The sequence below is a fragment of the Pseudomonas sp. Pseusp49 genome (assembly GCF_059491875.1).
In genome coordinates this window covers 4,719,178-4,742,153 of sequence record NZ_CP168514.1, presented here as the reverse complement: position 1 = coordinate 4,742,153, position 22,976 = coordinate 4,719,178, and the positions used below count along the sequence as shown (strand labels likewise).

Below are 22,976 nucleotides of genomic sequence, written 5' to 3'. Positions count from 1 at the left end.
GGCTGCCCTCAATCAGAAGTCGATGGTGCCCGACAACTTCGCGGTACGCGGTTCGCCCTGGGTCAGGTAACCCCCCTGGGCCGATTCCCAGTAGCTCTTGTTGGCGACGTTTTCCACGCCCAGGCGTACGGTCACGTCTTTCTCCTGGACCTTGAACGCGTAGCGGGCGCCGGCATCGAAGCGGTTCCAGGCCGGCAGGCTGAGGTTGTTCGCCGCGTCGGCGTATTGGCCGCCGGTGCGCAACATGCGTCCGTTCAGGGCTGCGCCCGGCAGGCCCGGTACATCCCAATCGAGACTGGCATTGAACTGGAAGCTCGGCACGCCGATGGCCCGGTTGCCATCGTTGAGGCCGTCCTGGGTGTTCTTCAGTTCGGTGTCCATCACGGTCACGCCGCTGAGCAGGCGCAGGCCGTCGATGGGTTCGCCGAAGACATTGAGTTCCACGCCTTTGTTGATCTGTTCACCGTCATGAACGAACACGGCGGTGGTGTCGTCGATGACTTGGGTGTAGCCGTCAGCCGGTTGTTCGATGCGGTACACACCGAGGGTCGCACCATAGGTGCCCATGTCGACTTTGACCCCGGCTTCAACCTGTTTGGAGCGCGACGGTGCAAACACTTCATTGCCGTTGACCACGACCCTGGAGCCTGAGGTCGTCGGAGCCGTCGGCCCCTGGGCCAGGCCCTCGATGCGGTTGGCGTAGAACGACACGTGGTCCCACGGCTTGAACACGATGCCGTACACCGGCGTCGTGATCGACTTGTCGTAGTTGGACGTGCGGTTTTGCGTGTCGTAGTCGTAGCCTTGAACGACCAGCTGTTGACGGCGTACGCCCAGGGTGACCAGCAGGCGATCATCGATAAAGCCCAGGGTGTCGGACACGGCGGCGCTGCGCATGAAGGTTTTGCCGGTGATGCCCGGATCGCCCAGGTCACCGCCGGAGAAGCCGCCCGCTGGTGCTGGAACGTCAATCGGATGGTAGATGTTGTTCGGGTATTGGGTCAGATCGAAATCGAAGGCGTTGCGCTGTTGGGTCCAGATCCCGGCCAGGCCGAAGTTCAGTTTATGGGTCACCGGACCCGTGGCGAAACGGCCATTGAGGCCGGCCATGGCACTGGTGTTGTCTTCTTCGTGGGGAATGAACGAACCGCTGGTCACCGAGCTGCCATCGTTGCCCACCAGGGTAGTGGAGTCGTAATTGCCGACTTCGCGGGTGTGCTTGGCGCCGCCGGCGGCATAGGCGGTCCAGCTGTCGTTCAGGTCGTATTCGGCGCGCAGCATGCCGAAGGTGTCCTCGATCTCGCTGAAGCCCCACTTCTGCGCGTAGTTGGTGTCGGCGGAGGGCGCATCCGGGATGTGCGTGGTGTCGCCAAGGTTGACCGAGCTGCGGCCGCCGTTGATGCGTTCCTTCGAATAGACGAAATCGCCGGACAGGCGTAGCGCATCGCCGCGGTAGTCGAGGCCCAGGGCGAACAGTTTGGAGCGCTGGTTCTCGTCGTCGATGGCGGTGTCGCCTTCACGTTGGGACAGGTTCAGGCGGGCACCGAAGCGGTTGTCCTCGCCAAAGCGCTGACCGATGTCCAGGTGTTCGCCGATGCGCCCGTCGTCGCTGATGTCCGTGGTGAACCGTCGCAGCGGCACGTCACTGGCGCGCTTGGGTTGCAGGTTGACGCCGCCACCGATGCCGGAACCGGTCGGGGTGACACCGTTGATGAAGGCGTTCGGCCCCTTGAACACTTCCACGCGCTCCAGGGCATCGGTGGAAATGATCTGCCGCGGCAGGATGCCGTACAGGCCGTTGAATGAAATATCATCGCCGTTCAGGGGCAGGCCGCGAATCATGAAGGTCTGGGCCTGGTTGGAAAAACCGGAAGCCTGACGCACCGAGGCATCGTTGAGCAGCACGTCGCCGACGGTTTCGGCCTGCTGGTCGCGGATCAACGCTTCGGTGTAGGACGTCATGGTGAACGGAACATCCATGATGTCCTGGTTGCCCAGGATACCCAGTTGAGCGCCGCGTGCGACCTGACCACCGGCGTAAACCGGGGGCAGGTCGGACGGTGCCGGGGCCTGGGCGTTGACATTGACGTCGCCCAGTACCAGCGGTGTTCCCTGGGCCTCGGTTGTTTCGGGCGTTGCGGCATGGGCCGTCAGGGACAAGGAGCAAAACAGGGCCAGTAGCGTCGGGCGAAAAGGTACGCGCAGTCGTGCTGGAGTGGTCATGATGGGTTCCTGGGCGGCGCGCGGCCGATTGAAAAAAAGGGGCGGCGCGGGAACTCCATGCGCAAATGCGACTCCTGATGCAAATGGTAGTTATTCTCAGTAACGTTGTGCAATGCGTTTTCTGCAAGGCACACAGGCATTTTCTGCAAATGCAGATTTCGGATAGCGGAGCTTCAGGGCCGTTTCAGTGACTAATAAAGGCACGTGGTGGACAAGGGTCATAGCCGCTGCCCTGCCATTGCTCGTATGGTTAAGCCGGACCCAAGGACTAGATGGAACGACATGCAAGCCAATCGATTGATCTTCAGCATCGCCGCTTTGTTGATACTGGCCGGTTGCGGCAGCCAGCGGACCCAGGAACCGGCGGCGCGTAGTCCGGCCCAGGTGAAGGCTGAGATTGTGCGATTGCTGCCGGCCAAAGCCGCCGACCCCCAGGGGTGGGCCACGGATATCCAGGTGGCGTTTACCGCGCAAGACATCTCGCCGACCACGCAAAACCTGTGCTCGGTGCTGGCGGTGACCGAACAGGAGTCGACCTTTCAGGTCGATCCGAGCGTACCGGGCCTGGGCAGGATCGCCCGCGACGAGATCGACCGCCGCGCCGCCAAGGCACACATTCCCGGCCTGCTGGTGAACAGCGCGTTGAAGCTCGACTCGCCCAACGGCAAGAGCTACAGCGCCCGCCTGAATGCCGCGCGCAGTGAAAAGGAGCTGAGTGGCATTTTCGACGACTTCATCGGCATGGTACCGATGGGTAAAACCCTGTTCGGTGGCTTCAACCCGGTGCATACCGGCGGACCGATGCAGGTCAGCATCGATTTTGCCGAGCAGCAGGCCAAGGGCTACCCGTACCCGGTGCAGGGCTCGATCCGCCATGAAGTGTTCACCCGGCGTGGCGGCATGTATTTCGGCATCGCGCATCTGCTGGGGTATCCGGCGAACTACCCACAGCCGCTGTACCGCTTTGCGGACTTCAACGCGGGTTGGTACGCCAGCCGTAACGCCGCGTTTCAGAACGCGGTGAGCCGGGCTTCCGGTATCCCGTTGGCGCTGGATGGCGACCTGGTGCGTTACGGTTCGATCATGCCCGGCACCACGGAACTGGCCGTGCGCACCCTGGGCAAGCAGCTGGACATGCGCAATCCGACGATCCGCGAGCAACTGGAAGAGGGCAATACCCTGGCATTCGAAGACAGCAAACTCTATCGACGGGTTTTCGAACTGGCCGAACGGGTCGAGGGCCGGCCGCTACCCCGTGAAGTGTTGCCGGGGATCGTGCTGCAAAGCCCGAAAATCACACGCAAACTGACCACCGCGTGGTTCGCCAAACGGGTCGATGAACGTTACCAGCGCTGCATGGCGCGGGCAGGGAAGTAATCGGTCGTTCACACAACTCCGGGCAACTGTAGGAGCCAGCTTGCTGGCGATGGACACCAGTGCGCCGCGGTTATCCAGCTCACCCGCGTTATCGTTAACGACCATCGCTGGCAAGCCAGCTCCTACAAGGGAACTTGCCCAGGCTGAAACTGTAGGAGCCAGCTTGCTGGCGATGGACTCAAGCGCGCCGCGTTCATTCAGTTCGCACGCGTTATCGTTCACGCCCATCGCTGGCAAGCCAGCTCCTACAAGGGGCCATGCCCACGCTGGAAATGAAGCGACCTCCAAAACAGTGAAAGCTCCAAGCATAAAAAACCCGGCGGGTGAGGCCGGGTTTTCGTCGAGTCCTGCGGTAAAGCCCTGCATTCAGACTGCGCGGCTTTCGATCAGACGATCCGAACCACCTTCAGCAACGCGGTTCTGCAGCAGCTTATCGGAGCCACCTTCGGCGACGCGGTTCTGCAGCAGCTTATCGGAGCCACCTTCGGCGACGCGGTTCTGCAGCAGCTTATCGGAGCCACCTTCGGCGACGCGGTTCTGCAGCAGTTTGTCGGAACCACCTTCAGCGACGCGGTTCTGCAGCAGTTTGTCGGAACCACCTTCAGCGACGCGGTTCTGCAGCAGTTTGTCGGAACCGCCTTCGGCAACGCGTTTTTCCAGCAGGCGATCCGAACCACCTTCGGCCACACGATTCTCGATCAGACGATCCGAACCACCTTCAGCCACACGGCTTTCAATCAGACGATCCGAGCCGCCTTCAGCGACCACAGGTTGAGCAGAAGTTGCGGCGAAAGCGTTAACTGCGAAAACCGAGAATGCGATGCTGAGGAGGGTCTGGCGTTTCATGATGGTGTGCTCCGGGGTGCTTATGGGTGGGTATGGAGCAGATGTTACGCCGCGGATTTTTTAAGAGAACTTCATTGAGGTGATGGTGAACATCGATGGCAGTGATAGGACCTGCGCCATACCTCTTGTGAGCTTGATGGTGCGATCGTCGGATGGTCGCTGCGTGGCAGGTGGCGGCTTCTACACTGGAAAGCTGACGCGTTCCTCTGCCGGGACGGATGATGAGGCACTGCAGAGATCGCGGTGTGCAAGGAGACGATCATGTACCAGCTCTACGGTCATCAGAACTCCGGGGCCGCGGCCATCGAAGCCGCCCTTGAACTCTGTGATGTTCCCTATCGCTTCATCGATGTCGAGGCGTCCGCAGAGGCGGCCCATGCGCTGGAAAAACTCAATCCGCTCAAGCAGATTCCGACCCTGCAACTCCCTGATGGCGCTGTCCTGACCGAGAGCGTGGCGATCCTGATTCACCTCGGGCTGAGCTTTCCCGCTTCGAGGTTGTTGCCCCAGGACCCGGCCGAGCGGGACCAGGCCATTCGCGCCATGGCGTACATCGCCAGCAATTGCTATGCGGCCATCGGCATCATCGATTACCCCGAGCGCTGGCTGGCCGGGGCGGACGAGTCGTCCAGGCAGAACCTCATGGAGGGAACCCGCCGGCGCCTGCACTGGAGTTGGGAGGTGTTTGCCGACCAGTTTTCGGGCGAGCTGTATCTGGGCAGCGAGAAACCAGGGGCCCTGGATGTGCTGACGGCGGTGATCTCGCGGTGGGCGGGCAGTCGGGAACATTTGCGCACTGCGCGGCCCGGGTTTTTTGCCTGGCTGGAACGCATCGACCGCCATCCGGCTCTGGCACCGGTGTTCGCCCGGCATTGGCCGGCCTGAACACCGAATACCAAATGTGGGAGCGGGCTTGCTCGCGAAGGCGTCGTGTCAGACAGCATTCATGTTGACTGACACGACGCCTTCGCGAGCAAGCCCGCTCCCACAGGGGATCTTCGGTGTGTCGATTATTCCCCGCGAATGTACTGCTCCAGCTGGCGAATCAGCTCCGCCTGTTCGGCAATCGCTTCCTTGACCAGGTCACCGATCGACAGCAGGCCGATCAATTTGCCGCCTTCGACCACCGGCAAGTGACGCAGGCGTCTATCGGACATGATGCCCAGGCAGGTATCCACGGTTTGATGGGTGTCGACGGTAATCACCGGTGACACCATGATGTCGCGCACGGGCGTGCCCACCGAGGAGCGGCCGTGCAGCACCAGTTTGCGCGCATAGTCCCGTTCGCTGATGATGCCCAGCACTTCATCATTCTCCACCACCAGCAAGGCGCCGACGTTTTTCTCGGCCATCTTCATCAGCGCTTCGAGCACCATGTGATCGGGTTTGATCTGGTGCACTTCCTGATTCTTCTGATCTTTGAGCTTGAGCAGTTGGGCGACGGTTTTCATGGTGGTTACTCGGGTGTTGTCGTTGTCCTTGAAGAATCGTAGACGCAGGCGCTCAGGGCAAGGGCGAAAGCGGCAGATAACACGCAAAAAACGTCATTCGGCGGTTTTTCTTCGGTAAACCCCTTATTTCAGGCCAACGAACCACCTGTGGGAGCGGGCTTGCTCGCGAAAGCGGACTGTCAGCCAGCAAAGATGTTGACTGTGCTGGCCCCTTCGCGAGCAAGCCCGCTCCCACAGGTTCGGTGTCTGCCTGACAGGCCTGCGGCAAACGCGCTATCCCTGCCGATGACAGGTAGAATCCCCCTCTGAATCAACGTTGAGGTTTGCAGTGGTGGATCTACAGCAGGGCTTCGTCCTGACCCGGCATTGGCGCGACACTCCGGCCGGTACGGAAGTCGAGTTCTGGCTGGCGACCGACAGCGGTCCCCGGCGCATCCGCCTGCCTTTGCAGCCCTCGGTGGCGTTCATCCCGGCTGCGCAGCGTCTGCAGGCCGAAAGCGTCTTGCATGACGAGAAGAACGTCGAGCTCAAGCCCCTGAGCCTGCAGGATTTCGACCATCGCCCGGTCCTCGGTCTCTACTGCCGGCAACATGGCCAGTTGATGCGCCTGGAAACCGCATTGCGCCGAGCCGGTGTCGACGTGTTCGAAGCCGACGTGCGCCCGCCGGAACGCTACATGATGGAGCGCTTCATCACCGCACCGGTGCGCTTCAGTGGCACGCCGAATGCCGAGGGCCTGCTGCTCGACGCACAGATGAAGCCCGATCCCGACTATCGGCCGAGCTTGAAACTGGTGTCCCTGGACATCGAGACCACGGCCCAGGGCGAGTTGTATTCGATTGCCCTGGAAGGCTGCGGCGAGCGTCAGGTGTACATGCTCGGCGCGCCCAATGGCGACGATAGCCTGGTGGATTTCCAGCTCGAGTACTGCGATTCGCGGACCCTGTTGCTGAAAAAACTCAACGACTGGTTTGCCCGGTTCGACCCCGACGCGATCATCGGCTGGAACGTCGTGCAGTTCGACTTGCGGGTGCTTCACGAACACGCCCGGCGCCTGGCGGTGCCGTTGAAACTGGGGCGTGGTGGCGAGGAAATGCAGTGGCGCGAACATGGCAATGGCAACCACTACTTCGCTTCAGCCGCTGGCCGCCTGATCATCGACGGTATCGAGGCCCTGCGTTCGGCGACCTGGAGCTTTCCCTCGTTCAGCCTGGAAAACGTCGCGCAAACCTTGCTCGGCGAGGGCAAGTCCATCGACAACCCGTACCAGCGCATGGACGAAATCAATCGCATGTTCGCCGAGGACAAACCGGCGCTGGCCAAATACAACCTCAAGGATTGCGAATTGGTCACGCGGATTTTCGCCAAGACCGAGTTGCTCACCTTCCTGCTGGAGCGGGCCAGCGTCACCGGTCTGCCGGCCGATCGCATGGGCGGTTCGGTGGCGGCGTTCACCCACCTGTACATGCCGCTGATGCACCGTCAGGGTTTCGTTGCGCCGAACCTCGGTGGCAAGCCACCTCAAGCCAGCCCGGGCGGTTTCGTCATGGATTCGCAACCGGGGCTGTACGAATCGGTGCTGGTGCTCGACTACAAGAGCCTCTATCCGTCGATCATCCGCACCTTCCTGATCGACCCCGTGGGGCTGATAGAAGGGCTCAGGCACCCGGACGATAGCGAGTCGGTGCCGGGCTTTCGAGGCGCACGCTTTTCTCGCACCCGGCATTGCCTGCCCTCCATCGTCGCCCGGGTCGCCGAAGGCCGGGAAACCGCCAAGCGCGAACACAACGCACCGCTGTCACAGGCGCTGAAAATCATCATGAACGCGTTCTATGGGGTGCTCGGCTCCAGCGGTTGTCGCTTCTTCGACACGCGCCTGGCATCGTCCATCACCTTGCGCGGGCACGAGATCATGCTACGCACCCGCCAGTTGATCGAGGCCCAGGGGCATGCGGTGATTTACGGCGACACCGATTCGACGTTCGTCTGGCTGCGTCGCGCCCACGGCCAGCAGGAGGCGGCGCAGATCGGCCAGGCGCTGGTGGCACACGTCAATCAGTGGTGGCGCGAGCATGTGCAGCAGGAATATGGCTTGCAAAGCGTTCTCGAACTGCAGTTCGAGACCCACTACAAGCGCTTTTTGATGCCGACCATTCGCGGTGCCGAAGAGGGCAGCAAAAAGCGCTACGCCGGACTGGTGACCCGCGCCGATGGCAGCGACGAAATGGTCTACAAGGGCCTGGAAACCGTGCGCACCGACTGGTCGCCGCTGGCCCGGCAATTCCAGCAAGAGCTGTATTCGCGGATCTTCCTGCGCAAGCCCTATCAGGATTACGTGCGTGACTACGTGCGCAAGACCCTGGCCGGCGAGTTCGATGACCGGCTGGTTTATCGCAAACGCCTGCGCCGCACCCTCGATGACTATCAGCGTAACGTCCCGCCCCACGTACGCGCGGCGCGCCTGGCCGATGAGTACAACGACAGCCAGGGTCGCCCGCGGCAATACCAGAACGGCGGCTGGATCAGCTACGTGATCACCGTCGCCGGCCCCGAACCGCTGGAAGTGCGCAGCGCGCCCATCGATTACGACCACTACATCACCCGACAACTGCAACCGGTGGCGGACGCGATACTGCCGTTTGTCGACGACGACTTCTCAACCCTGATTGGGGGGCAACTGGGCCTGTTTTGAGTCCATCAGCGACAAGGTCCAGTCATCCAGGATGCCGTGGAAGTACTGGTTCAAGGCTTGCTGGAAAAGGCTGTCGGCGGCATCGACCTGGGCGAACAGGGTCATCGAGGAATGAAATTTCAGGTCGTCGGGATGACCGAAAATCCCGGCCACCGAGCGCTCCCGGATGTTCAGCACTTCCTGGGTGCAGGTGCGCAGGCGGGCGCCGAGCAACGGATGTTCAAGGTAGGCCAGGGCCTCCTCTCGCGAGCGGATGGCAAAGCGGCGCGACATCTCGCTGCCGCCGAGCCCGGCAAACTGCGGAAAAATGAACCACATCCAGTGGCTGCGCTTGTGTCCGTTGTTCAGCTCGTCTTGAACCCGGTCGAATACCGGGTCCTGAGCCTGGAGAAAGCGTTGCAGATTGAACGGGTCCAGGTGGTCGGTGCTTCTCATGGCGAAGCTCTCTGACTGCGTTGGCTCAGACCATGGCCAGCCGCTGTTTGCGTTGTGGCGCATGAAACGCGTGGTCCAGCGCCTCCAGATCCCCGGGTTCAAGTTGCAGTGTGGCGGCTTGGGCATTGAGTCGCACATGTTCGGGCCGGACCGCTTTGGGGATGGCGATCATGCCGTCCTGGCGCATTATCCATGCCAGCGCCACCTGTGCTGGCGTCACGCCGTGCCGGGCGGCCACCTGCTTGAGCGTGGCATTGGCGAGCATTTTTCCACCCTGGCCGATCGGGCAGTAAGCCATGACCGGCAGCCGTTGCTGTTGGCTCCAGGGTAACAAGTCAAATTCTATGCCGCGCTGCTCCAGATTGTAGAGCACCTGATTGGTGGCGCAGGCCGGGGCGTCCAGTTCCAGCAGGTCGTCGAGGTCGAAATTGGACACACCCCAACGCCCGATCTTGCCGGCTTCGCGCAGGCGCTCGAAGGCGTCGACGGTTTCCTCCAGTGGAAACTGGCCGCGCCAGTGCAGCAGATACAGATCGATGTAATCGGTGCCGAGCCTGCGCAGGCTGCGCTCGCATGCCTGAGGAATGCCCTGGCGGCTGGCGTTGTGCGGGTACACCTTGCTCACCACGAAGACGCTGTCGCGCTGGCCGGCGATGGCATCGCGGACCACTTCCTCGGCGCCGCCTTCGGCGTACATTTCAGCGGTGTCGATCAGGGTCATGCCCAGTTCGATGCCCAGGCGCAGTGCCGCGACTTCTTCCCTGTGCCGTGAGTGGTCCTCGCCCATCTGCCAGGTACCCTGGCCAATGACGGGCACCTGGGCGCCAGCCAATTGAAGCGTGCGCATGCAAACCTCCTGTGTGTTCGGTGATGTAGGAGCTGCCGCAGGCTGCGATCTTTTGATTTTAATTGTTCAAGATCAAAAGATCGCAGCCTGCGGCAGCTCCTACGGGGAGTGTGGACCGTTTCATGATGTTCTGATCCGTTTTTTCTATGAACATTCCCCTGCCAGTGATCGATTGGTGTCGCCCGATACTGCACTTTTTCGAAATGTCCGGCTCTATCCATGGCAGCCTGCGGCGATCCCCACCGTCGGCCCATGCCCAAGTTCAACAACCCATGGCTCGAGTTTCACCTGCGATCAGTACAAAAATCCGCCGTCATTGCCTGCTGCTGGCAGGTCTGTCGATGTTCTTCGTCACCGGTTGCAGCCCGCAGCAGGGCGGCGACATCTTCACCCAGATGCGCGAAGGCCAGCCTCAGGAGTTCCTGCAGACCAGTGTCGACCGCATGGCCACCCTGACCATGCGCGACAACCTCGACAGCCTTTACCTGCTCATGGGCAAGCTCTACCTGCGCAACCCCGATGAGCTGAAAAAGTCCGGTTTCCTCGATGCCCGTACGGCCGGCAAGCAAGTGCGCCTGGCCATTGAACAGCAGCAGCCATTACCGACCCTGGGCGGCAAAAAGGACCTGGCGGCCCTGCGTTTTGCCATGAGCCCGGAGTTTCTCGGCGATCGGGTCGGGGCGTTCATCTATGCCATCGGCAGCATGCTGGTGACCGCCCATGGCAATCGCACCGAGTTCTACATGACCGATACGATCAACCCGGTATTCGTCAGCAATGCCGCACGCAACATCGAGATTGCCACCTGGATCCTCAGCCAGCGACAAGACAAGCAAGGCCAACCCCTGCTGTTTTCCAACGAAATCTCGGAGGAGGGCAGCAACCTGAGCTTTGCCGTCGAGTTCGGCAAGATCGTCGCCCGGCTGGACCTGCTGACCCAGATGCTCGACGAGCGCTACCGACGCATCGGCCTCAACTACGCCCAGAGCCTGCTGTTCCTGAATTTCCTGCCGGTGCAGTGAGCACGACACATATTCCCCTGTGGGAGCGGGCTTGCTCGCGAAGGCGGTGGGTCAGTCAATATTAATGTTGCCTGACACTACGCCTTCGCGAGCAAGCCCGCTCCCACAGGAGGGGTGGTGGTTCCGGAATAAAGATAGATCGCATCGATATAACTGGTTATAAGAAATATCGCTATGCTGCGGGCCAGATTTCCCCTGCGATCTTTGTGGACGTATCAATGGATTTAGTGAACATCGGGTTGGTCGTGGCCGGGTTGGTGGTTGGCTTTATTGTCGGCATGACTGGCGTCGGTGGCGGGTCGCTCATGACCCCGATCCTGCTGTGGTTCGGTATCAACCCGGCGACGGCGGTCGGTACCGATCTGCTCTACGCGGCGATCACCAAGTCCAGCGGCGTACTGGTTCACCGAAAGAACAACAACATCGACTGGGCGATTACCGGTTGGCTGACCCTTGGCAGCGTGCCGGCGGTGGCACTGACGTTGTGGTTCCTGAGCAGCCTGCACTCCAGCCCCGATGCGATGAACGCGATCATCAAGCAGGCCCTCGGCTTTGTGTTGTTCGCCACGGCACTGGCGATCCTGTTCAAGAAGCGTCTGCTGGATTTCGCCCACAAACGTGCTGGCGGCCACTACAACCCCAGCGGCTCGCGCCTCAATGTCCTGACAGTCATCACAGGCCTGGTCCTCGGCACCATGGTCGCACTGACGTCCATCGGTGCCGGTGCACTGGGCACCGTGGCCCTGTTCATTCTCTATCCGATGCTGCCGACCCGCCGTCTGGTCGGCACTGAAATCGCCCACGCCGTACCGCTGACCCTGGTCGCCGGCCTCGGCCATGCGAGCATGGGCAACATGGACTGGCACGTCCTGGGTTACTTGCTGGTGGGTTCGTTGCCGGGGATTTACCTGGGCAGCCACCTGACCGGGCGCATCTCCGACGAACTGCTGCGCCCTTGCCTGGCGACCATGCTGTTGCTGATCGGCTACAAGCTGGCGTTCTGATTCAATTCGTTACGCCGACCTCCTTCGCGGGGCAATGCCCAGTCGGTGCCTGTCCGGGCACCCCTTGCGACCCGCTTGATCCTTGATCTGCCTTGAACTTTGTAAGTCCTGAGATGACCCCGAGTTGTTGCGCAATGACCGCCCTGACCTAAGCTTGGGACAAGGCGAAAAAATTTGCGGTACGTCACCCGGAACAATCGCCGCGATGCGCAATCATTAGAGCGTGGATATCAAAAAGGAGATGCGCATGCTCATCAGGTCACTGACCATGGCTATCTTGCTGGCGATTGCCGGCACCTCGTTCGCCGCCGATGGCGACTCACCGCTGGACATGGACAAGGGCAGGGCACGACCACTGATTGTCATCGCTCCAAGCACTGTGGATCCGACCTGGGTCAGCCTGAAAAAGTCGCTGGATGAACCAGCCAACGGCAAGGGTTTCACCGACCGCAACATGGTGCTCTACACCGTGCTCAACCTGATGGGCCAGCGCGACGGCAAAGACCTCGGGCCACAGGACACGGCGGCGCTGATCCGCTCGCTCAAGCTGGGTGCCGGCGCCAAGACCAAGGTGATTCTGGTCGGCAAGGACGGCGAAAAGAAACTGGAACAATCGGACACCATCAAGCTGGACGAGATCTTCAGCGCAGTCGATCAACTGCCGGCGGCCGAGAAAGAATTTACCGCGACAGTGGCCGCTCCCGTCGCTGAAGCCGAGCCGGCGGCCAAAGGCGCCAAGCCCGGGAAAAACAGCAAACCGGCGAAGCCCGCCAAGCCGCCGGAAATGCCGGATGATTGATTCGGCCCTGAATCCTGGTGGTAAGCAATTAACTTGTGGGAGCGAGCTTGCTCGCGATGGGGGTCTGACATTCAACAGTTATATTGACTGTTACGACGCCATCGCGAGCAAGCTCGCTCCCACAGGTTTCGTGTGTTAACTGATCAGTATCAACCTCCAGTTTTTTCTCTGGGAGCGCGAACCAGACTTATTGGGCAAGCGCACTCAAAATCTGATGCGCAATCCTGACCCGCTGCGCATTCGGGAAGTTCTTGTTGGCCAGCATCACAATGCCGATCTCCTTCGATGGCACGTACGCCACGTAAGCGCCAAAGCCACCGGTTGAGCCTGTCTTGTTGATCAGTACGTTTTGCGGCTGCGCTTGCGGCGGGTTCAGCCACTGGACTTCATGGGCCTGCATGGCCATCGGCGTGGAGTTGCCTTCGAGCAAGCGATCCAGTGTGATCGGGTAGCGATACATCTCCCAGCCCAGGCCCTGGGTCATGTCGCCAACGCTGTAGTAGGCGCTATGGGTCAAGGCGATGGCTTGCTGCAAGGGCTTGTCCAGATGCGCCGGCTTCATGTTGGCGTCGACGTAGGCCAGCAAGTCAGAGGCGCTGGTTTTCACCCCGTACGCCTCTGAATCCAGTGCGCCCGGAGTGACCCGCACCGGCTTGCCGTCCTTGTTGTAGCCCTGGGCGTACAGCGCCATCTGGTCCTGCGGTACATGCACATAGGTGTGCTTGAGGCCCAGTTTCGGCAGCAGGGTTTTCTCCATCAGGTCATCGAACGGCTGGCCCATGCTGTGGGCGGCGAGGTAGCCGAACAGGCCGAGGCTGGGGTTCGAGTACAGTCGGTGGGTGCCGGGGGCGTAGAGCGGTTTCCATTGTTTGTAGTAGCCGAGCATTTTGTCGGCCGAATCAGATTCGGCAGGAAATTGCAGCGGCAGGCCGCCGGCGCTGTAGGTGCCCAGTTGCAGCACGCTGATGTGGTCGAAAGCGCTGCCGCGCAAGGCCGGCAGGACCTGGCTGGCCTTGTCCGACAGTGACAGCTTGCCCGTAGCCTGGGCGTAGGCGGCGAGGGTGGCGGTGAAGGTTTTGCTGACCGAGCCGATTTCGAACAGGGTGTCCTGTGTGACGGGGGTGCCGGTTTCCTTCGAGGCGACGCCATAGTTGAAGTAGTGCGGTTGGCCGTTGACGGTGACCGCTACGGCCATGCCGTGGATACCTTCGGCCTGCATCACCGGTTGTACGGCGGCGTTCACCAGCGTCTCGATCTGATCCTGTGCCACGCACTGGCCTGCGGCAAATAGTGCCATGCCGGCGGCGATGGTTTTCAGCCTGTCCATGTGGGTTTCATCCGTCGTTGATTCAGTTGCGCGCCATTTTAGGGGGTTAGGAGCTAGGCTCCGAGCGCTTTTTTAAAAGGTTCTTCACGGCACAGATTACGAAATTTCTGTAGGAGCTGCCGAAGGCTGCGATCTTTTGATCTTGCTTTTGCGATCTGGAAATTTCTGAAGATCAAGATCAAAAGATCGCAGCCTTCGGCAGCTCCTACAGTTTCCCGGAATTACGTGATGAACCTTTTTAAAGCGGCCGCCAACAGGCGGCCACGCGCAACCCTTGAATCAACTCACTTGGCGATTCAACCCACTGGGCGTTTCAACGCACCAGGCACGGCCGCTTGTTGTCGAACGTCCAGCCCGGAATCAAAAACTGCATGGCCACGCTGTCATCCCGCGCCCCCAGGCCCATGCCTTTGTACAGTTCATGAGCTTTGGCGACCTGATCCATGTCCAGCTCGACCCCCAGCCCCGGTTTCTGCGGCACCTGCACGCAGCCGCCGACGATTTGCAGCGGGGCCTTGGTCAGGCGCTGGCCGTCCTGCCAGATCCAGTGGGTGTCGATGGCAGTGATCTCGCCCGGCGCGGCCGCCGCGACATGGGTGAACATCGCCAGGGAAATGTCGAAGTGGTTGTTGGAGTGCGAACCCCAGGTGAGGCCCCATTCGTGGCACATCTGCGCCACGCGCACCGAACCCTGCATGGTCCAGAAGTGCGGGTCGGCCAGGGGAATGTCGACCGACTGCAACTGGATCGCGTGGCCCATCTCCCGCCAGTCGGTGGCGATCATGTTGGTTGCGGTTTTCAGCCCCGTGGCCCGGCGGAATTCAGCCATGACTTCGCGTCCCGAGTAACCGTTTTCCGCCCCGCACGGGTCTTCGGCGTAGGCCAGCACGCGGTGCTGATCGCGGCACAGGCGGATGGCTTCCTTCAGTGACCAGGCACCATTCGGGTCAAGGGTGATGCGCGCATCGGGGAAGCGTTCGGCGAGGGCCGTGACCGCTTCGATTTCGGCGTCGCCGCTGAGCACGCCGCCCTTGAGCTTGAAGTCCTTGAAGCCATAACGCGCGTGCGCCGCCTCGGCCAGGCGCACCACCGCTTCGGCGGTCATGGCTTTTTCGTGACGTACGCGGAACCAGTCGTTGTCGGCGTCTGGCTCGCTGCGGTAGGCGAGGTCTGTTTCGTTGCGATCACCGACATAAAACAGATAGCCAAGCATCTTCACTTCATCGCGCTGCTGGCCTTCACCGAGCAGGGCGGCGACCGGCACGTCCAGGTGCTGGCCGAGCAGGTCGAGCAGCGCGGCTTCCAGGCCGGTGACGGCGTGGATGGTGATGCGCAGGTCGAAGGTCTGCAATCCGCGACCGCCGGCATCGCGGTCGGCGAAGGTCTGGCGTACCTGGTTGAGAATCTTCTGGTAGGTGCCGATCGGGCTGCCGACCACCAGGCTGCGGGCGTCTTCCAGGGTCTGGCGAATGCGTTCGCCACCCGGCACTTCGCCGACGCCGGTGTGGCCGGCGTTGTCCTTGAGGATCACGATATTGCGGGTGAAAAACGGGCCGTGGGCGCCGCTGAGATTGAGCAGCATGCCGTCGTGGCCGGCCACCGGAACAACCTGCATGCTGGTGATGATCGGGGCTTTGGCGATGTCGTGTGCGGTCATGTCGTTATCCTTTTAAACCAATGATTCAGGCGTGGTGGGGCGCTGGTTTGCCCGGTGCGGTGACGGGGGTGACCTTGGGTTTGTTGCGTGCGGCAAAGACGATGATCGCGGCGATGATCGAGGTCGCGGCCAAGCCGTAGAGTCCGCCCTGGATGGTACCGGTGCGCTCCTCCAGCAGACCGAAGGTGGTCGGCGCGACGAAGCCGCCGAGGTTGCCCACCGAGTTGATCAGCGCGATGACGCCGGCGGCGATGCGTGCGTCCAGGTAAGCCTGGGGAATCGGCCAGAACAGCGACGAGGCCGATTTGAAACCCAGCGCCGCAAAGCAGATCGCGACGAAGGCGAAGACCGGCCCGCCGGTGGTGGACATGAACATCCCGGCAGCGGCAATCAGCAGGGCCGCGGCGACCCAGGCTTGCTGATGCTTCCACTTGGCCGACAACGAGGCAAAGGCATACATGCCGACAATCGACAGCAGCCACGGAATCGAGTTGAACATTCCGACCTGGAAGTCGCTGAGGTCGCCCATCTTCTTGATGATGCTCGGCAGCCAGAAGGTCGCGGCGTAGATGGTCAGTTGGATAAAGAAGTAGATCACGCAGAACAGGATGATCTGCCGGTCCTTGAGCAGCTTGCCCAGTGACGGCTTGACCGGTGTGGCGGCTTCGCGGGCCAGTTGTTCGTCGTCGATGGCCTTGACCAGTGCGTCCTGCTCGTCGCGGTTCAGCCATTTGGCATCGTGGGGTTTGGAATCGAGCCAGAACCAGACAAAAACACAAAGACCCACCGAGAACATGCCTTCGATGAAGTACATCCATTGCCAGCCATGCATGCCGAGTCCGCTGATTTGCAACAGCAAACCGGACAGGGGACCGGAGATCAGCGAGGCAATCGCCGAGCCACTGAGGAAGATGGCAATCGCCTTGCCGCGCTCCACCCCAGGCAACCAGCGGGTGAAGTAGTAGATCACCCCGGGGAAGAACCCGGCCTCGGCCACGCCCAGCAGAAATCGAAGGATATAGAAGTGGGTTTCGTTCTGGATGAACGCCATGCCCGCGGCGACCAGGCCCCAGGTCAGCATGATTCGCGTCAGCCAGATGCGGGCACCGACTTTTTGCAGAAGGATGTTGGAGGGCACTTCGAACAGCGCATAACCGATGAAGAACAGACCGGCGCCGAGGCCGTAGGCGGCCGCGCCAATGCCCAGGTCGTGTTCCATGTGGGCGCGGACGAAACCGATGTTCACTCGATCAATGTAATTGACGATGAACATGATGACGAACAGTGGCAAGACGTGACGTTTGACTTTGGCGATGGCGGACTTCAGCGCTGAATTGGCGTCGTCGTGCATCCCGGAGACGGATGTATTCACTGCGTGTTCTCCCACTCGTTATTTTTATGCGGGGTGAAGCTGGGTACTGCGTTGTTGATAGACATCATACAACTAGGTTTTTTGATCTTGCAACCGCCTTTGTCCAATGAAATGGTGCAATTGTGGAGGAATTTTATTCTATTGATGGTGGCGAGCGGCTTTATGAGCGATCAATATGGGCTGATTGTTGAGTGTTGTCATACAAGCTGGGCGAGATTTTTCAGGATTCCCGCCCGACGCAGTGCTAGGATTCGATAGCCCTGACTTCCGGACACCCTCATGCAAGAAGACCTCGAAGCACCCGCCCGCAAGCGCAGCCACAACCTGGCCCATGACCTGGTGGAGAAACTGACCCAGCGCATCCTGCTCGGCCAGATGTTGCCCGGCGACAAGCTGCCGTCGGAAAACACCATCGTTCAGGAACACGGGGTCAGTCGCACAGTGGTGCGCGAGGCGATCTCGAAGTTGCAGGCCTCGGGGCTGGTGGAAACCCGGCATGGCATTGGCACGTTCGTGATCGAGCGCGCACCGGAGCAGGGGCTGCGGCTGAATGTCGACACGGCGTTGGGGGTGCGCAGCATTCTGGAGTTGCGCATGGGCCTGGAAACCCAGGCGGCGGCGCTGGCGGCAACTCGCCGCACCGATCTGCAACTGGCGCAGATGCGTGAAGCGCTGGATGACTATCAAAACCTGCTGGCCAACAACGACAGCTGTGTCGAAGCGGACCGGCGTTTTCATCTGCTGATCGCCGAAGCCACCGGCAATGTCTGCTTCACCGAAATCATGCAGCACCTGGGCAGCGCCATGATCCCGCGCACCCGGGTCAATGCGGCCGAGCGGGGGGCGGTGGACTTGAGCAAGCTCGGTGAGCTGGCCAATCTTGAGCACGAGGCGATTCTCAATGCCATCAAGCGCCAGGACCCGGACGCGGCGCGGGCGGCGATGTGGTTGCACCTGACCAACAGTCGTGACCGGTTTTCGGCTAGCTGATGGTCAGTGACACCGCGTTATCGTTCATCGCGGGCAAGCCACGCTCCCACAGGTTCTGGGTCGTGCTCAAGAACCGCGGCAACCATGAAACCCTGTGGGAGCGAGCTTGCTCGCGATAGCGCCAGACCTGACAGCGAAAAACCTGAATCAGACCCTGACAGCCTGAACAACCACAGCCCGCCGCTCCAGATTCAACGCCAGCACACTCGCCAACACCACCAGCCCGCCGACCACGATCATCAACGTCGGCCGTTCACCGAGCGCATAGGACGCAATCACCATCGCCGTCGGCGGTGTCAAATACAGCGTCATGGTCGCCCGGCTCAAATCGACATGCGCCAGCACATAGGCCCAGGCCAGGTACGCCAGGGCACTGGGGAATATCCCCAGGGCAATCACCGCCCATTGCACGCGCAGCGGCGCCAGGGCGACTTGATCCACAAGCCCGGGCAGAAAAATCAACAGCAGCACCGTACCGGACCACACCGTGTAGCACACCAGCGTCAGCCCGTCGTAACGCCCGGTGTGATGTTTTTGCAGGGCAAAGTAGAGGCTCCAGGACACCGCCGCCAGCAGGATCAGCAAGCCGTGGGCGTCAATGCTGCCCAGGCCATGATCGCCCGCCACCACTATCACCACGCCAAACAACCCGAGCAGCACACAACCCCAGCGCCACAGGCTCACCTGATCCTTGAACACGAAGCGCGCGATCAATGTGCTGAACAGCGGCGTGGTCTGGGCCAGGACGCTCGAAGCGCCAGCGCTGACACCCTGCTGCCCGAAGTTGATCGCAACGTGATGCAGGCTCACGGCAAAGAAACCCAGGCCGAACATCAGCGGCAAGTCTCGCAGGCTGGGCAGGCGAATGCCTTTGATGACCGCGACCACGGCCATGAACACGGAGGCCAGCAGGAAGCGCAGCAGGGCCAGGTGCACGGGGTCGTAGGCCTGCAAGCCGATATGGATGCCGGTCGGGGAGTAGCCCCAGCACGCCACGACAAACGCCATGGCCAGAATGATTTTCCAGGGTGAAACGGGGGAGGGTGTGAGCGGCGTCATGGTCGTGCACCTGAGGGCTGATGCACGGAGTATCAGAAAGCCTATCGTTCGCCACAACTGACTTATACTGCGCTAATCGTTCACTATGGGTGATGTATGGAGCTGGCACAGATTCGCATGTTCAAGACCGTGGCCGACGTCGGCAGCATTGCCCGCGCGGCTGAATTGCTACATTGCGTGCCGTCCAACATCACGGCACGGATCAAGGCCCTCGAGGCTGAACTGGGTGTCGCGCTGTTCCTGCGCGAAGGCCGAGGGCTGCGCATCAGCCCGTCGGGGCAGACTTTCCTGGCCTACGCCTCGAAAATTCTCGCCCTGACCGCCGAGGCCAAGCGCGCGGTCGATCCTTCGGCCGAACCCTCAGGGCCGTTGCGCATCGGCGCCATCGAGTCGTCGGCCACCGGGCGGTTGCCGCGCCTGCTGGCGAAATTCCACAAGCGTTTCCCGCAGGTGGCGCTGGAGCTGACCACCGGCGCCTGGGGGCAGTTGCTCGATGACACGCTCAATCACAAGCTCGACGGCGCCATCGTGGCGGTGGATGTCGAGCGTTCGTACCTCAAGCGCACGCCGATGTACCGCGAAGATTTGCTGCTGATCGCCTCGACATCCCTGGGGCCGTTGCGCGACATCAGCGATTTGCAGGACCAGACCGTGTTCATGTGGCCCCAGGGCTGTCCGTACCGGGCGGCGCTGGAGCATTGGTTGCTGCGACAGGGGCAGGCACTGCCGATTGTCAGCCTGGCCAGTTATGGCGCGATTGTCGGTTGCGTCAGTGCCGGGGCCGGTGTGGCGCTGGTGCCCAAGGGGATCTTCGACCAATACGCCAAAGGCGCGGGGTGCGCGGGGTTCGAGTTCCCTGAACTGACCGCCGTCGACAACCTGTTTTACTGGCACGAAAACGCCGGGGTGCACCCGGCGCGCGAGGCGTTCGTGGCGATGCTCCGCGAAGAGTTTGCGTAACGCAGTACCTGTGGGAGCGGGCTTGCTCGCGAAGGGGCCGGCACATTCAAAGTTAATATTGGCTGACACACCGCCTTCGCGAGCAAGCCCGCTCCCACAGGGATTACGGCAGGTTGATATCTCGCATCAACAACCCAAACTGCAGATCCACCGCATCCGGTATCGGCAAATACACCGTATGCCCATCCCCCGGTGCAACGTCGATCGCTTCACCCTTGGCGTTCTGCAGCTGATGCAGATCGAAGTGGAAGTTGCCCTTGGGCGTCATCAGCTCCATGTGGTCGCCCACGCCGAAGCGGTTTTTCACCTTGACCTCGGCCAGGCGATCCCGGCGCTGCCCGGTGAGCTCACCGACAAACTGTTGCCGTTCCGACACTGAGCTGCCGTTCTGGTAGTTCTGGTATTCGTCATGCACATGGCGACGCAGAAAACCTTCGGTGTAGCCGCGCTGGGCGAGGGATTCCAGGTCGCTCATCAGGCCACGGTCGAAGGTCCGGCCCGCCACGGCGTCGTCGATGGCCCGGCGATAAACCTGGGTGGTGCGCGCGCAATAAAAGTGCGATTTGGTCCGGCCTTCGATTTTCAGCGAATGCACGCCCATCTGCGTCAGGCGTTCGACGTGCTGCACGGCACGCAGATCCTTGGCGTTCATGATGTACGTGCCGTGTTCGTCTTCGAAGGCGGGCATCTGTTCGCCGGGACGATTGGCTTCCTGCAACAGGAACACCTGATCGGTGGGTGCGCCGATGCCCAGGGTCGGTTCGGGATCGAATGTCTGCACGATCTCGCCCAACTGGTTTTCCGTGGCCGGCTGCGCCGTGTATTTCCAGCGACAGGCGTTGGTGCAGGAGCCCTGATTGGCGTCGCGCCTGTTCATGTACCCCGACAGCAGGCAGCGCCCGGAATAGGCCATGCACAACGCGCCATGCACGAACACTTCCAGTTCCATGGCGGGCACTTGTCCGCGGATCTCGGCGATCTCTTCCAGCGACAGCTCCCGCGACAGGATGATCCGGCTCAAGCCCTGTTGCTGCCAGAACTCGACGCTGGCCCAGTTCACGGTATTGGCCTGCACCGAAAGGTGGACCGGCATCTGCGGGTAGTGCCGGCGCACCAGCATGATCAGGCCCGGGTCGGACATGATCAGCGCATCGGGGGCCATGGCGATCACCGGTTCAAGGTCCTTGAGGAAGGTCTTGAGCTTGGCGTTGTGCGGCGCAATGTTCACCACCACGTAGAAGCGCTTGCCCTGCGCCTGGGCCTCGCGAATGCCGAGGGCGAGGTTGGCGTGGTCGAATTCGTTGTTGCGCACCCGCAGGCTGTAGCGCGGCTGGCCGGCGTACACGGCATCGGCGCCATAGGCGAAGGCATAACGCATGTTTTTCAGGGTGCCGGCGGGGGCGAGCAGTTCTGGCGCGGTGAGGTTCATGGCGGTGTCGGTCGCAAAAGCCGCGCAGGATAAACGCTCGGCATGGAGCGTTTATTGACCTGGATCCATGTCTGGTCAACAAAGAGATGGCACTCGCGCGAGCCGTAGCGGACTAAACATCAGGGCCCAAGTGTTGCGTCCCGGCGGGCATGGATCGGATATGAACGAAGAAACCCTGAAAGACAGATCGCTGACGATCCTTCTGGCCCTGGTGAGCATTGCCTTCATCTGGATCCTGCTGCCGTTCTACGGCGCTGTGTTCTGGGCGGTAATCCTCGGCATCCTCTTTGCCCCGCTGCAACGGCGACTGCAGCTGAAGTTCGGCTGGGAGCGCAACCTCACGTCACTGCTCACGCTGAGCATCTGCCTGTTGATTGCGATCCTGCCAGTGATAGTCCTCAGCATCCTCCTGATCCAGGAGGGGGCCGCGCTCTACAAGAACATCGAGAGCGGCGAACTGGACATCGCCGGGTACGTGGCGCAGTTCAAGCACATCCTGCCGCCCTATTTCCAGCACCTGCTGGATCGCTTCGGCATGGGCGAGCTGAACGGTTTGCGAGAAAAAATCGTCAAGAGTGCGATGACTGGCGGGCAGGAACTGGCCGCCCAGGCCTTCATTTTTGGCCAGGGCACGTTCGAGTTCATCGTCAGTTTCTTCATCATGCTGTACCTGCTGTTCTTCTTCCTGCGCGACGGCGCGGAACTGGCGCGCAAGGTGCGTGCGGCGGTGCCGTTGGAGGAACAGCAGAAACGTCGTTTGCAGCTCAAGTTCAATCGCGTGGTACGGGCTACGGTCAAGGGCAACCTGCTGGTGGCGATCACACAGGGCGCGCTGGGTGGCCTGATTTTCTGGTTCCTGGACATTCCCAGCGTATTGCTCTGGGCGGTGTTGATGGCGTTTCTGTCGCTGTTGCCGGCGGTGGGGGCGGGGATTGTCTGGGTGCCGGTGGCCGCGTTTTTCCTGCTCACCGGGGCGATCTGGCAGGGCGTGGTGCTGGGATTGTTCGGGATCTTCGTGATCGGCCTGGTGGATAACGTGCTTCGACCGATTCTGGTGGGCAAGGACACCCGGATGCCGGATTACATGATCCTGATCTCGACCCTCGGCGGCCTGGCGATTTTCGGGCTGAACGGCTTTGTCATCGGCCCGTTGATCGCGGCCCTGTTCATGGCCAGCTGGGACATTTTCATCGAAACCAAACCGCGGGTGCAGCTGCCCTAGGCGCTGAACCTGCCGGACTGGCCGGTGCCGATGCGTTGCGACAGCTCACGGGCGGCGGGCAGCGAAGTGAGCGGGCCGCTGATCTGCACACCGTCCTGCACCAGATACCAGCAGGCGAGCATGCCCAGCTCTCTGAGCTGTGCGGGGACGGCGCTGCCGATAACGGACATGATCTGAACCTGGGACATGAAAAGTACCTCCATCAATCTGTGGAGCTACTTTAAGGTCCGGATGCCTCGAGGAGTAATCAACGCTTTCGATAGT

The 22,976-nt window shown here is 61.2% G+C and carries 20 protein-coding genes; 9 read left to right on the top strand and 11 right to left on the bottom strand.

Annotation, left to right across the window (positions count from 1 at the left end):
* Window positions 1-12: 12 nt before the first annotated feature.
* Window positions 13-2,223: a TonB-dependent receptor gene (locus ACEN83_RS21160; RefSeq protein ID WP_495578319.1), complete on the bottom strand. Its 2,211-nt coding sequence runs from the start codon at window positions 2,221-2,223 to the stop codon at window positions 13-15.
* A gap of 282 nt (window positions 2,224-2,505) precedes the next feature.
* Here ACEN83_RS21160 and ACEN83_RS21155 point away from each other — a divergent pair, with 282 nt between their 5' ends.
* Window positions 2,506-3,600, top strand: coding sequence for a DUF1615 domain-containing protein (locus tag ACEN83_RS21155; protein WP_495578318.1), 1,095 nt, complete (start codon window positions 2,506-2,508; stop codon window positions 3,598-3,600).
* Between the two features lie 366 nt (window positions 3,601-3,966).
* Here the strand turns inward: ACEN83_RS21155 and ACEN83_RS21150 are convergent, their stop codons facing one another.
* The gene (locus ACEN83_RS21150; protein ID WP_008021706.1) at window positions 3,967-4,446 is read right to left on the bottom strand and encodes a hypothetical protein; all 480 of its coding nucleotides are present in this window, start codon (window positions 4,444-4,446) and stop codon (window positions 3,967-3,969) included.
* A 261-nt stretch (window positions 4,447-4,707) separates the two neighbouring features.
* On the opposite strand from ACEN83_RS21150, the gene ACEN83_RS21145 reads away from it, so the two are divergent.
* Window positions 4,708-5,331, top strand: a complete 624-nt coding sequence (locus ACEN83_RS21145; RefSeq protein WP_116581563.1) for a glutathione S-transferase family protein — start codon at window positions 4,708-4,710, stop codon at window positions 5,329-5,331.
* 125 nt (window positions 5,332-5,456) lie between these two features.
* Here ACEN83_RS21145 and ACEN83_RS21140 read toward each other — a convergent pair whose 3' ends face one another.
* Window positions 5,457-5,897 carry a CBS domain-containing protein gene (locus ACEN83_RS21140; protein ID WP_007976812.1) on the bottom strand — a complete coding sequence of 147 codons (441 nt, stop codon included), beginning with the start codon at window positions 5,895-5,897 and terminating at the stop codon, window positions 5,457-5,459.
* A gap of 331 nt (window positions 5,898-6,228) precedes the next feature.
* On the opposite strand from ACEN83_RS21140, the gene ACEN83_RS21135 reads away from it, so the two are divergent.
* Window positions 6,229-8,589: a DNA polymerase II gene (locus ACEN83_RS21135; protein WP_495578317.1), complete on the top strand. Its 2,361-nt coding sequence runs from the start codon at window positions 6,229-6,231 to the stop codon at window positions 8,587-8,589.
* Here ACEN83_RS21135 and ACEN83_RS21130 read toward each other — a convergent pair.
* Together ACEN83_RS21130 and ACEN83_RS21125 are read right to left on the bottom strand one after the other, a co-directional pair.
* Complete coding sequence (locus tag ACEN83_RS21130) at window positions 8,554-9,024, bottom strand: DUF1810 domain-containing protein (RefSeq protein WP_116581565.1); 471 nt, start codon at window positions 9,022-9,024, stop codon at window positions 8,554-8,556. The genes ACEN83_RS21135 and ACEN83_RS21130 overlap by 36 nt on opposite strands.
* Window positions 9,025-9,049: 25 nt before the next feature.
* Entirely contained in the window at window positions 9,050-9,871 is an 822-nt protein-coding gene (locus tag ACEN83_RS21125) for an aldo/keto reductase (protein ID WP_495578316.1), read from the bottom strand.
* 272 nt (window positions 9,872-10,143) lie between these two features.
* Here ACEN83_RS21125 and ACEN83_RS21120 point away from each other — a divergent pair, with 272 nt between their 5' ends.
* From ACEN83_RS21120 to ACEN83_RS21110, 3 genes are all read left to right on the top strand, one after another.
* Window positions 10,144-10,893, top strand: coding sequence for a hypothetical protein (locus ACEN83_RS21120; RefSeq protein ID WP_495578315.1), 750 nt, complete (start codon window positions 10,144-10,146; stop codon window positions 10,891-10,893).
* Between the two features lie 218 nt (window positions 10,894-11,111).
* On the top strand, window positions 11,112-11,897 hold the full coding sequence (locus ACEN83_RS21115; protein ID WP_007976821.1) for a sulfite exporter TauE/SafE family protein: 786 nt from the start codon (window positions 11,112-11,114) through the stop codon (window positions 11,895-11,897).
* Between the two features lie 247 nt (window positions 11,898-12,144).
* Window positions 12,145-12,696 carry a DUF4174 domain-containing protein gene (locus ACEN83_RS21110; protein ID WP_495578314.1) on the top strand — a complete coding sequence of 184 codons (552 nt, stop codon included), beginning with the start codon at window positions 12,145-12,147 and terminating at the stop codon, window positions 12,694-12,696.
* 187 nt (window positions 12,697-12,883) lie between these two features.
* On the opposite strand, the gene ampC is transcribed toward ACEN83_RS21110, so the two are convergent.
* From ampC to ACEN83_RS21095, 3 genes are all read right to left on the bottom strand, one after another.
* Entirely contained in the window at window positions 12,884-13,993 is a 1,110-nt protein-coding gene (gene ampC, locus ACEN83_RS21105; RefSeq protein ID WP_495580900.1) for a class C beta-lactamase, read from the bottom strand.
* A 343-nt stretch (window positions 13,994-14,336) separates the two neighbouring features.
* Window positions 14,337-15,680: a glucarate dehydratase gene (gene gudD / locus ACEN83_RS21100; RefSeq protein ID WP_428605391.1), complete on the bottom strand. Its 1,344-nt coding sequence runs from the start codon at window positions 15,678-15,680 to the stop codon at window positions 14,337-14,339.
* Between the two features lie 25 nt (window positions 15,681-15,705).
* Entirely contained in the window at window positions 15,706-17,052 is a 1,347-nt protein-coding gene (locus tag ACEN83_RS21095; RefSeq protein WP_495578313.1) for an MFS transporter, read from the bottom strand.
* Between the two features lie 279 nt (window positions 17,053-17,331).
* Here ACEN83_RS21095 and ACEN83_RS21090 point away from each other — a divergent pair, with 279 nt between their 5' ends.
* Window positions 17,332-18,042 carry a FadR/GntR family transcriptional regulator gene (locus tag ACEN83_RS21090; RefSeq protein ID WP_428605387.1) on the top strand — a complete coding sequence of 237 codons (711 nt, stop codon included), beginning with the start codon at window positions 17,332-17,334 and terminating at the stop codon, window positions 18,040-18,042.
* Window positions 18,043-18,189: 147 nt separating this feature from the next.
* On the opposite strand, the gene ACEN83_RS21085 is transcribed toward ACEN83_RS21090, so the two are convergent.
* Window positions 18,190-19,101 carry a DMT family transporter gene (locus ACEN83_RS21085; protein ID WP_495578312.1) on the bottom strand — a complete coding sequence of 304 codons (912 nt, stop codon included), beginning with the start codon at window positions 19,099-19,101 and terminating at the stop codon, window positions 18,190-18,192.
* A gap of 96 nt (window positions 19,102-19,197) precedes the next feature.
* Between ACEN83_RS21085 and ACEN83_RS21080 the strand changes: the two genes are divergently transcribed.
* Window positions 19,198-20,061, top strand: a complete 864-nt coding sequence (locus ACEN83_RS21080) for a LysR substrate-binding domain-containing protein (RefSeq protein WP_495578311.1) — start codon at window positions 19,198-19,200, stop codon at window positions 20,059-20,061.
* A 103-nt stretch (window positions 20,062-20,164) separates the two neighbouring features.
* On the opposite strand, the gene trhP is transcribed toward ACEN83_RS21080, so the two are convergent.
* Window positions 20,165-21,490, bottom strand: coding sequence for a prephenate-dependent tRNA uridine(34) hydroxylase TrhP (gene trhP, locus ACEN83_RS21075; RefSeq protein WP_495578310.1), 1,326 nt, complete (start codon window positions 21,488-21,490; stop codon window positions 20,165-20,167).
* Window positions 21,491-21,650: 160 nt separating this feature from the next.
* Here trhP and ACEN83_RS21070 point away from each other — a divergent pair, with 160 nt between their 5' ends.
* A complete protein-coding gene (locus tag ACEN83_RS21070) occupies window positions 21,651-22,712 on the top strand; it encodes an AI-2E family transporter (RefSeq protein WP_007976839.1) in 1,062 nt (353 codons plus the stop codon).
* On the opposite strand, the gene ACEN83_RS21065 is transcribed toward ACEN83_RS21070, so the two are convergent.
* A complete protein-coding gene (locus ACEN83_RS21065) occupies window positions 22,709-22,900 on the bottom strand; it encodes a hypothetical protein (protein WP_007976842.1) in 192 nt (63 codons plus the stop codon). The two genes, ACEN83_RS21070 and ACEN83_RS21065, sit on opposite strands and share 4 nt — an antisense overlap.
* Window positions 22,901-22,976 lie beyond the last annotated feature (76 nt).

What these genes read in the sequence shown, in the direction of transcription:
- ACEN83_RS21160 (WP_495578319.1), bottom strand. Translation starts at nt 2,223, where the DNA reads ATGACCACTCCAGCACGACTGCGCGTACCTTTTCGCCCGACGCTACTG.
- ACEN83_RS21155 (WP_495578318.1), top strand. Translation starts at nt 2,506, where the DNA reads ATGCAAGCCAATCGATTGATCTTCAGCATCGCCGCTTTGTTGATACTG.
- ACEN83_RS21150 (WP_008021706.1), bottom strand. Translation starts at nt 4,446, where the DNA reads ATGAAACGCCAGACCCTCCTCAGCATCGCATTCTCGGTTTTCGCAGTT.
- ACEN83_RS21145 (WP_116581563.1), top strand. Translation starts at nt 4,708, where the DNA reads ATGTACCAGCTCTACGGTCATCAGAACTCCGGGGCCGCGGCCATCGAA.
- ACEN83_RS21140 (WP_007976812.1), bottom strand. Translation starts at nt 5,897, where the DNA reads ATGAAAACCGTCGCCCAACTGCTCAAGCTCAAAGATCAGAAGAATCAG.
- ACEN83_RS21130 (WP_116581565.1), bottom strand. Translation starts at nt 9,024, where the DNA reads ATGAGAAGCACCGACCACCTGGACCCGTTCAATCTGCAACGCTTTCTC.
- ACEN83_RS21125 (WP_495578316.1), bottom strand. Translation starts at nt 9,871, where the DNA reads ATGCGCACGCTTCAATTGGCTGGCGCCCAGGTGCCCGTCATTGGCCAG.
- ACEN83_RS21120 (WP_495578315.1), top strand. Translation starts at nt 10,144, where the DNA reads ATGGCTCGAGTTTCACCTGCGATCAGTACAAAAATCCGCCGTCATTGC.
- ACEN83_RS21115 (WP_007976821.1), top strand. Translation starts at nt 11,112, where the DNA reads ATGGATTTAGTGAACATCGGGTTGGTCGTGGCCGGGTTGGTGGTTGGC.
- ACEN83_RS21110 (WP_495578314.1), top strand. Translation starts at nt 12,145, where the DNA reads ATGCTCATCAGGTCACTGACCATGGCTATCTTGCTGGCGATTGCCGGC.
- ampC (WP_495580900.1), bottom strand. Translation starts at nt 13,993, where the DNA reads ATGGCACTATTTGCCGCAGGCCAGTGCGTGGCACAGGATCAGATCGAG.
- gudD (WP_428605391.1), bottom strand. Translation starts at nt 15,680, where the DNA reads ATGACCGCACACGACATCGCCAAAGCCCCGATCATCACCAGCATGCAG.
- ACEN83_RS21090 (WP_428605387.1), top strand. Translation starts at nt 17,332, where the DNA reads ATGCAAGAAGACCTCGAAGCACCCGCCCGCAAGCGCAGCCACAACCTG.
- ACEN83_RS21085 (WP_495578312.1), bottom strand. Translation starts at nt 19,101, where the DNA reads ATGACGCCGCTCACACCCTCCCCCGTTTCACCCTGGAAAATCATTCTG.
- ACEN83_RS21080 (WP_495578311.1), top strand. Translation starts at nt 19,198, where the DNA reads ATGGAGCTGGCACAGATTCGCATGTTCAAGACCGTGGCCGACGTCGGC.
- trhP (WP_495578310.1), bottom strand. Translation starts at nt 21,490, where the DNA reads ATGAACCTCACCGCGCCAGAACTGCTCGCCCCCGCCGGCACCCTGAAA.
- ACEN83_RS21070 (WP_007976839.1), top strand. Translation starts at nt 21,651, where the DNA reads ATGAACGAAGAAACCCTGAAAGACAGATCGCTGACGATCCTTCTGGCC.
- ACEN83_RS21065 (WP_007976842.1), bottom strand. Translation starts at nt 22,900, where the DNA reads ATGTCCCAGGTTCAGATCATGTCCGTTATCGGCAGCGCCGTCCCCGCA.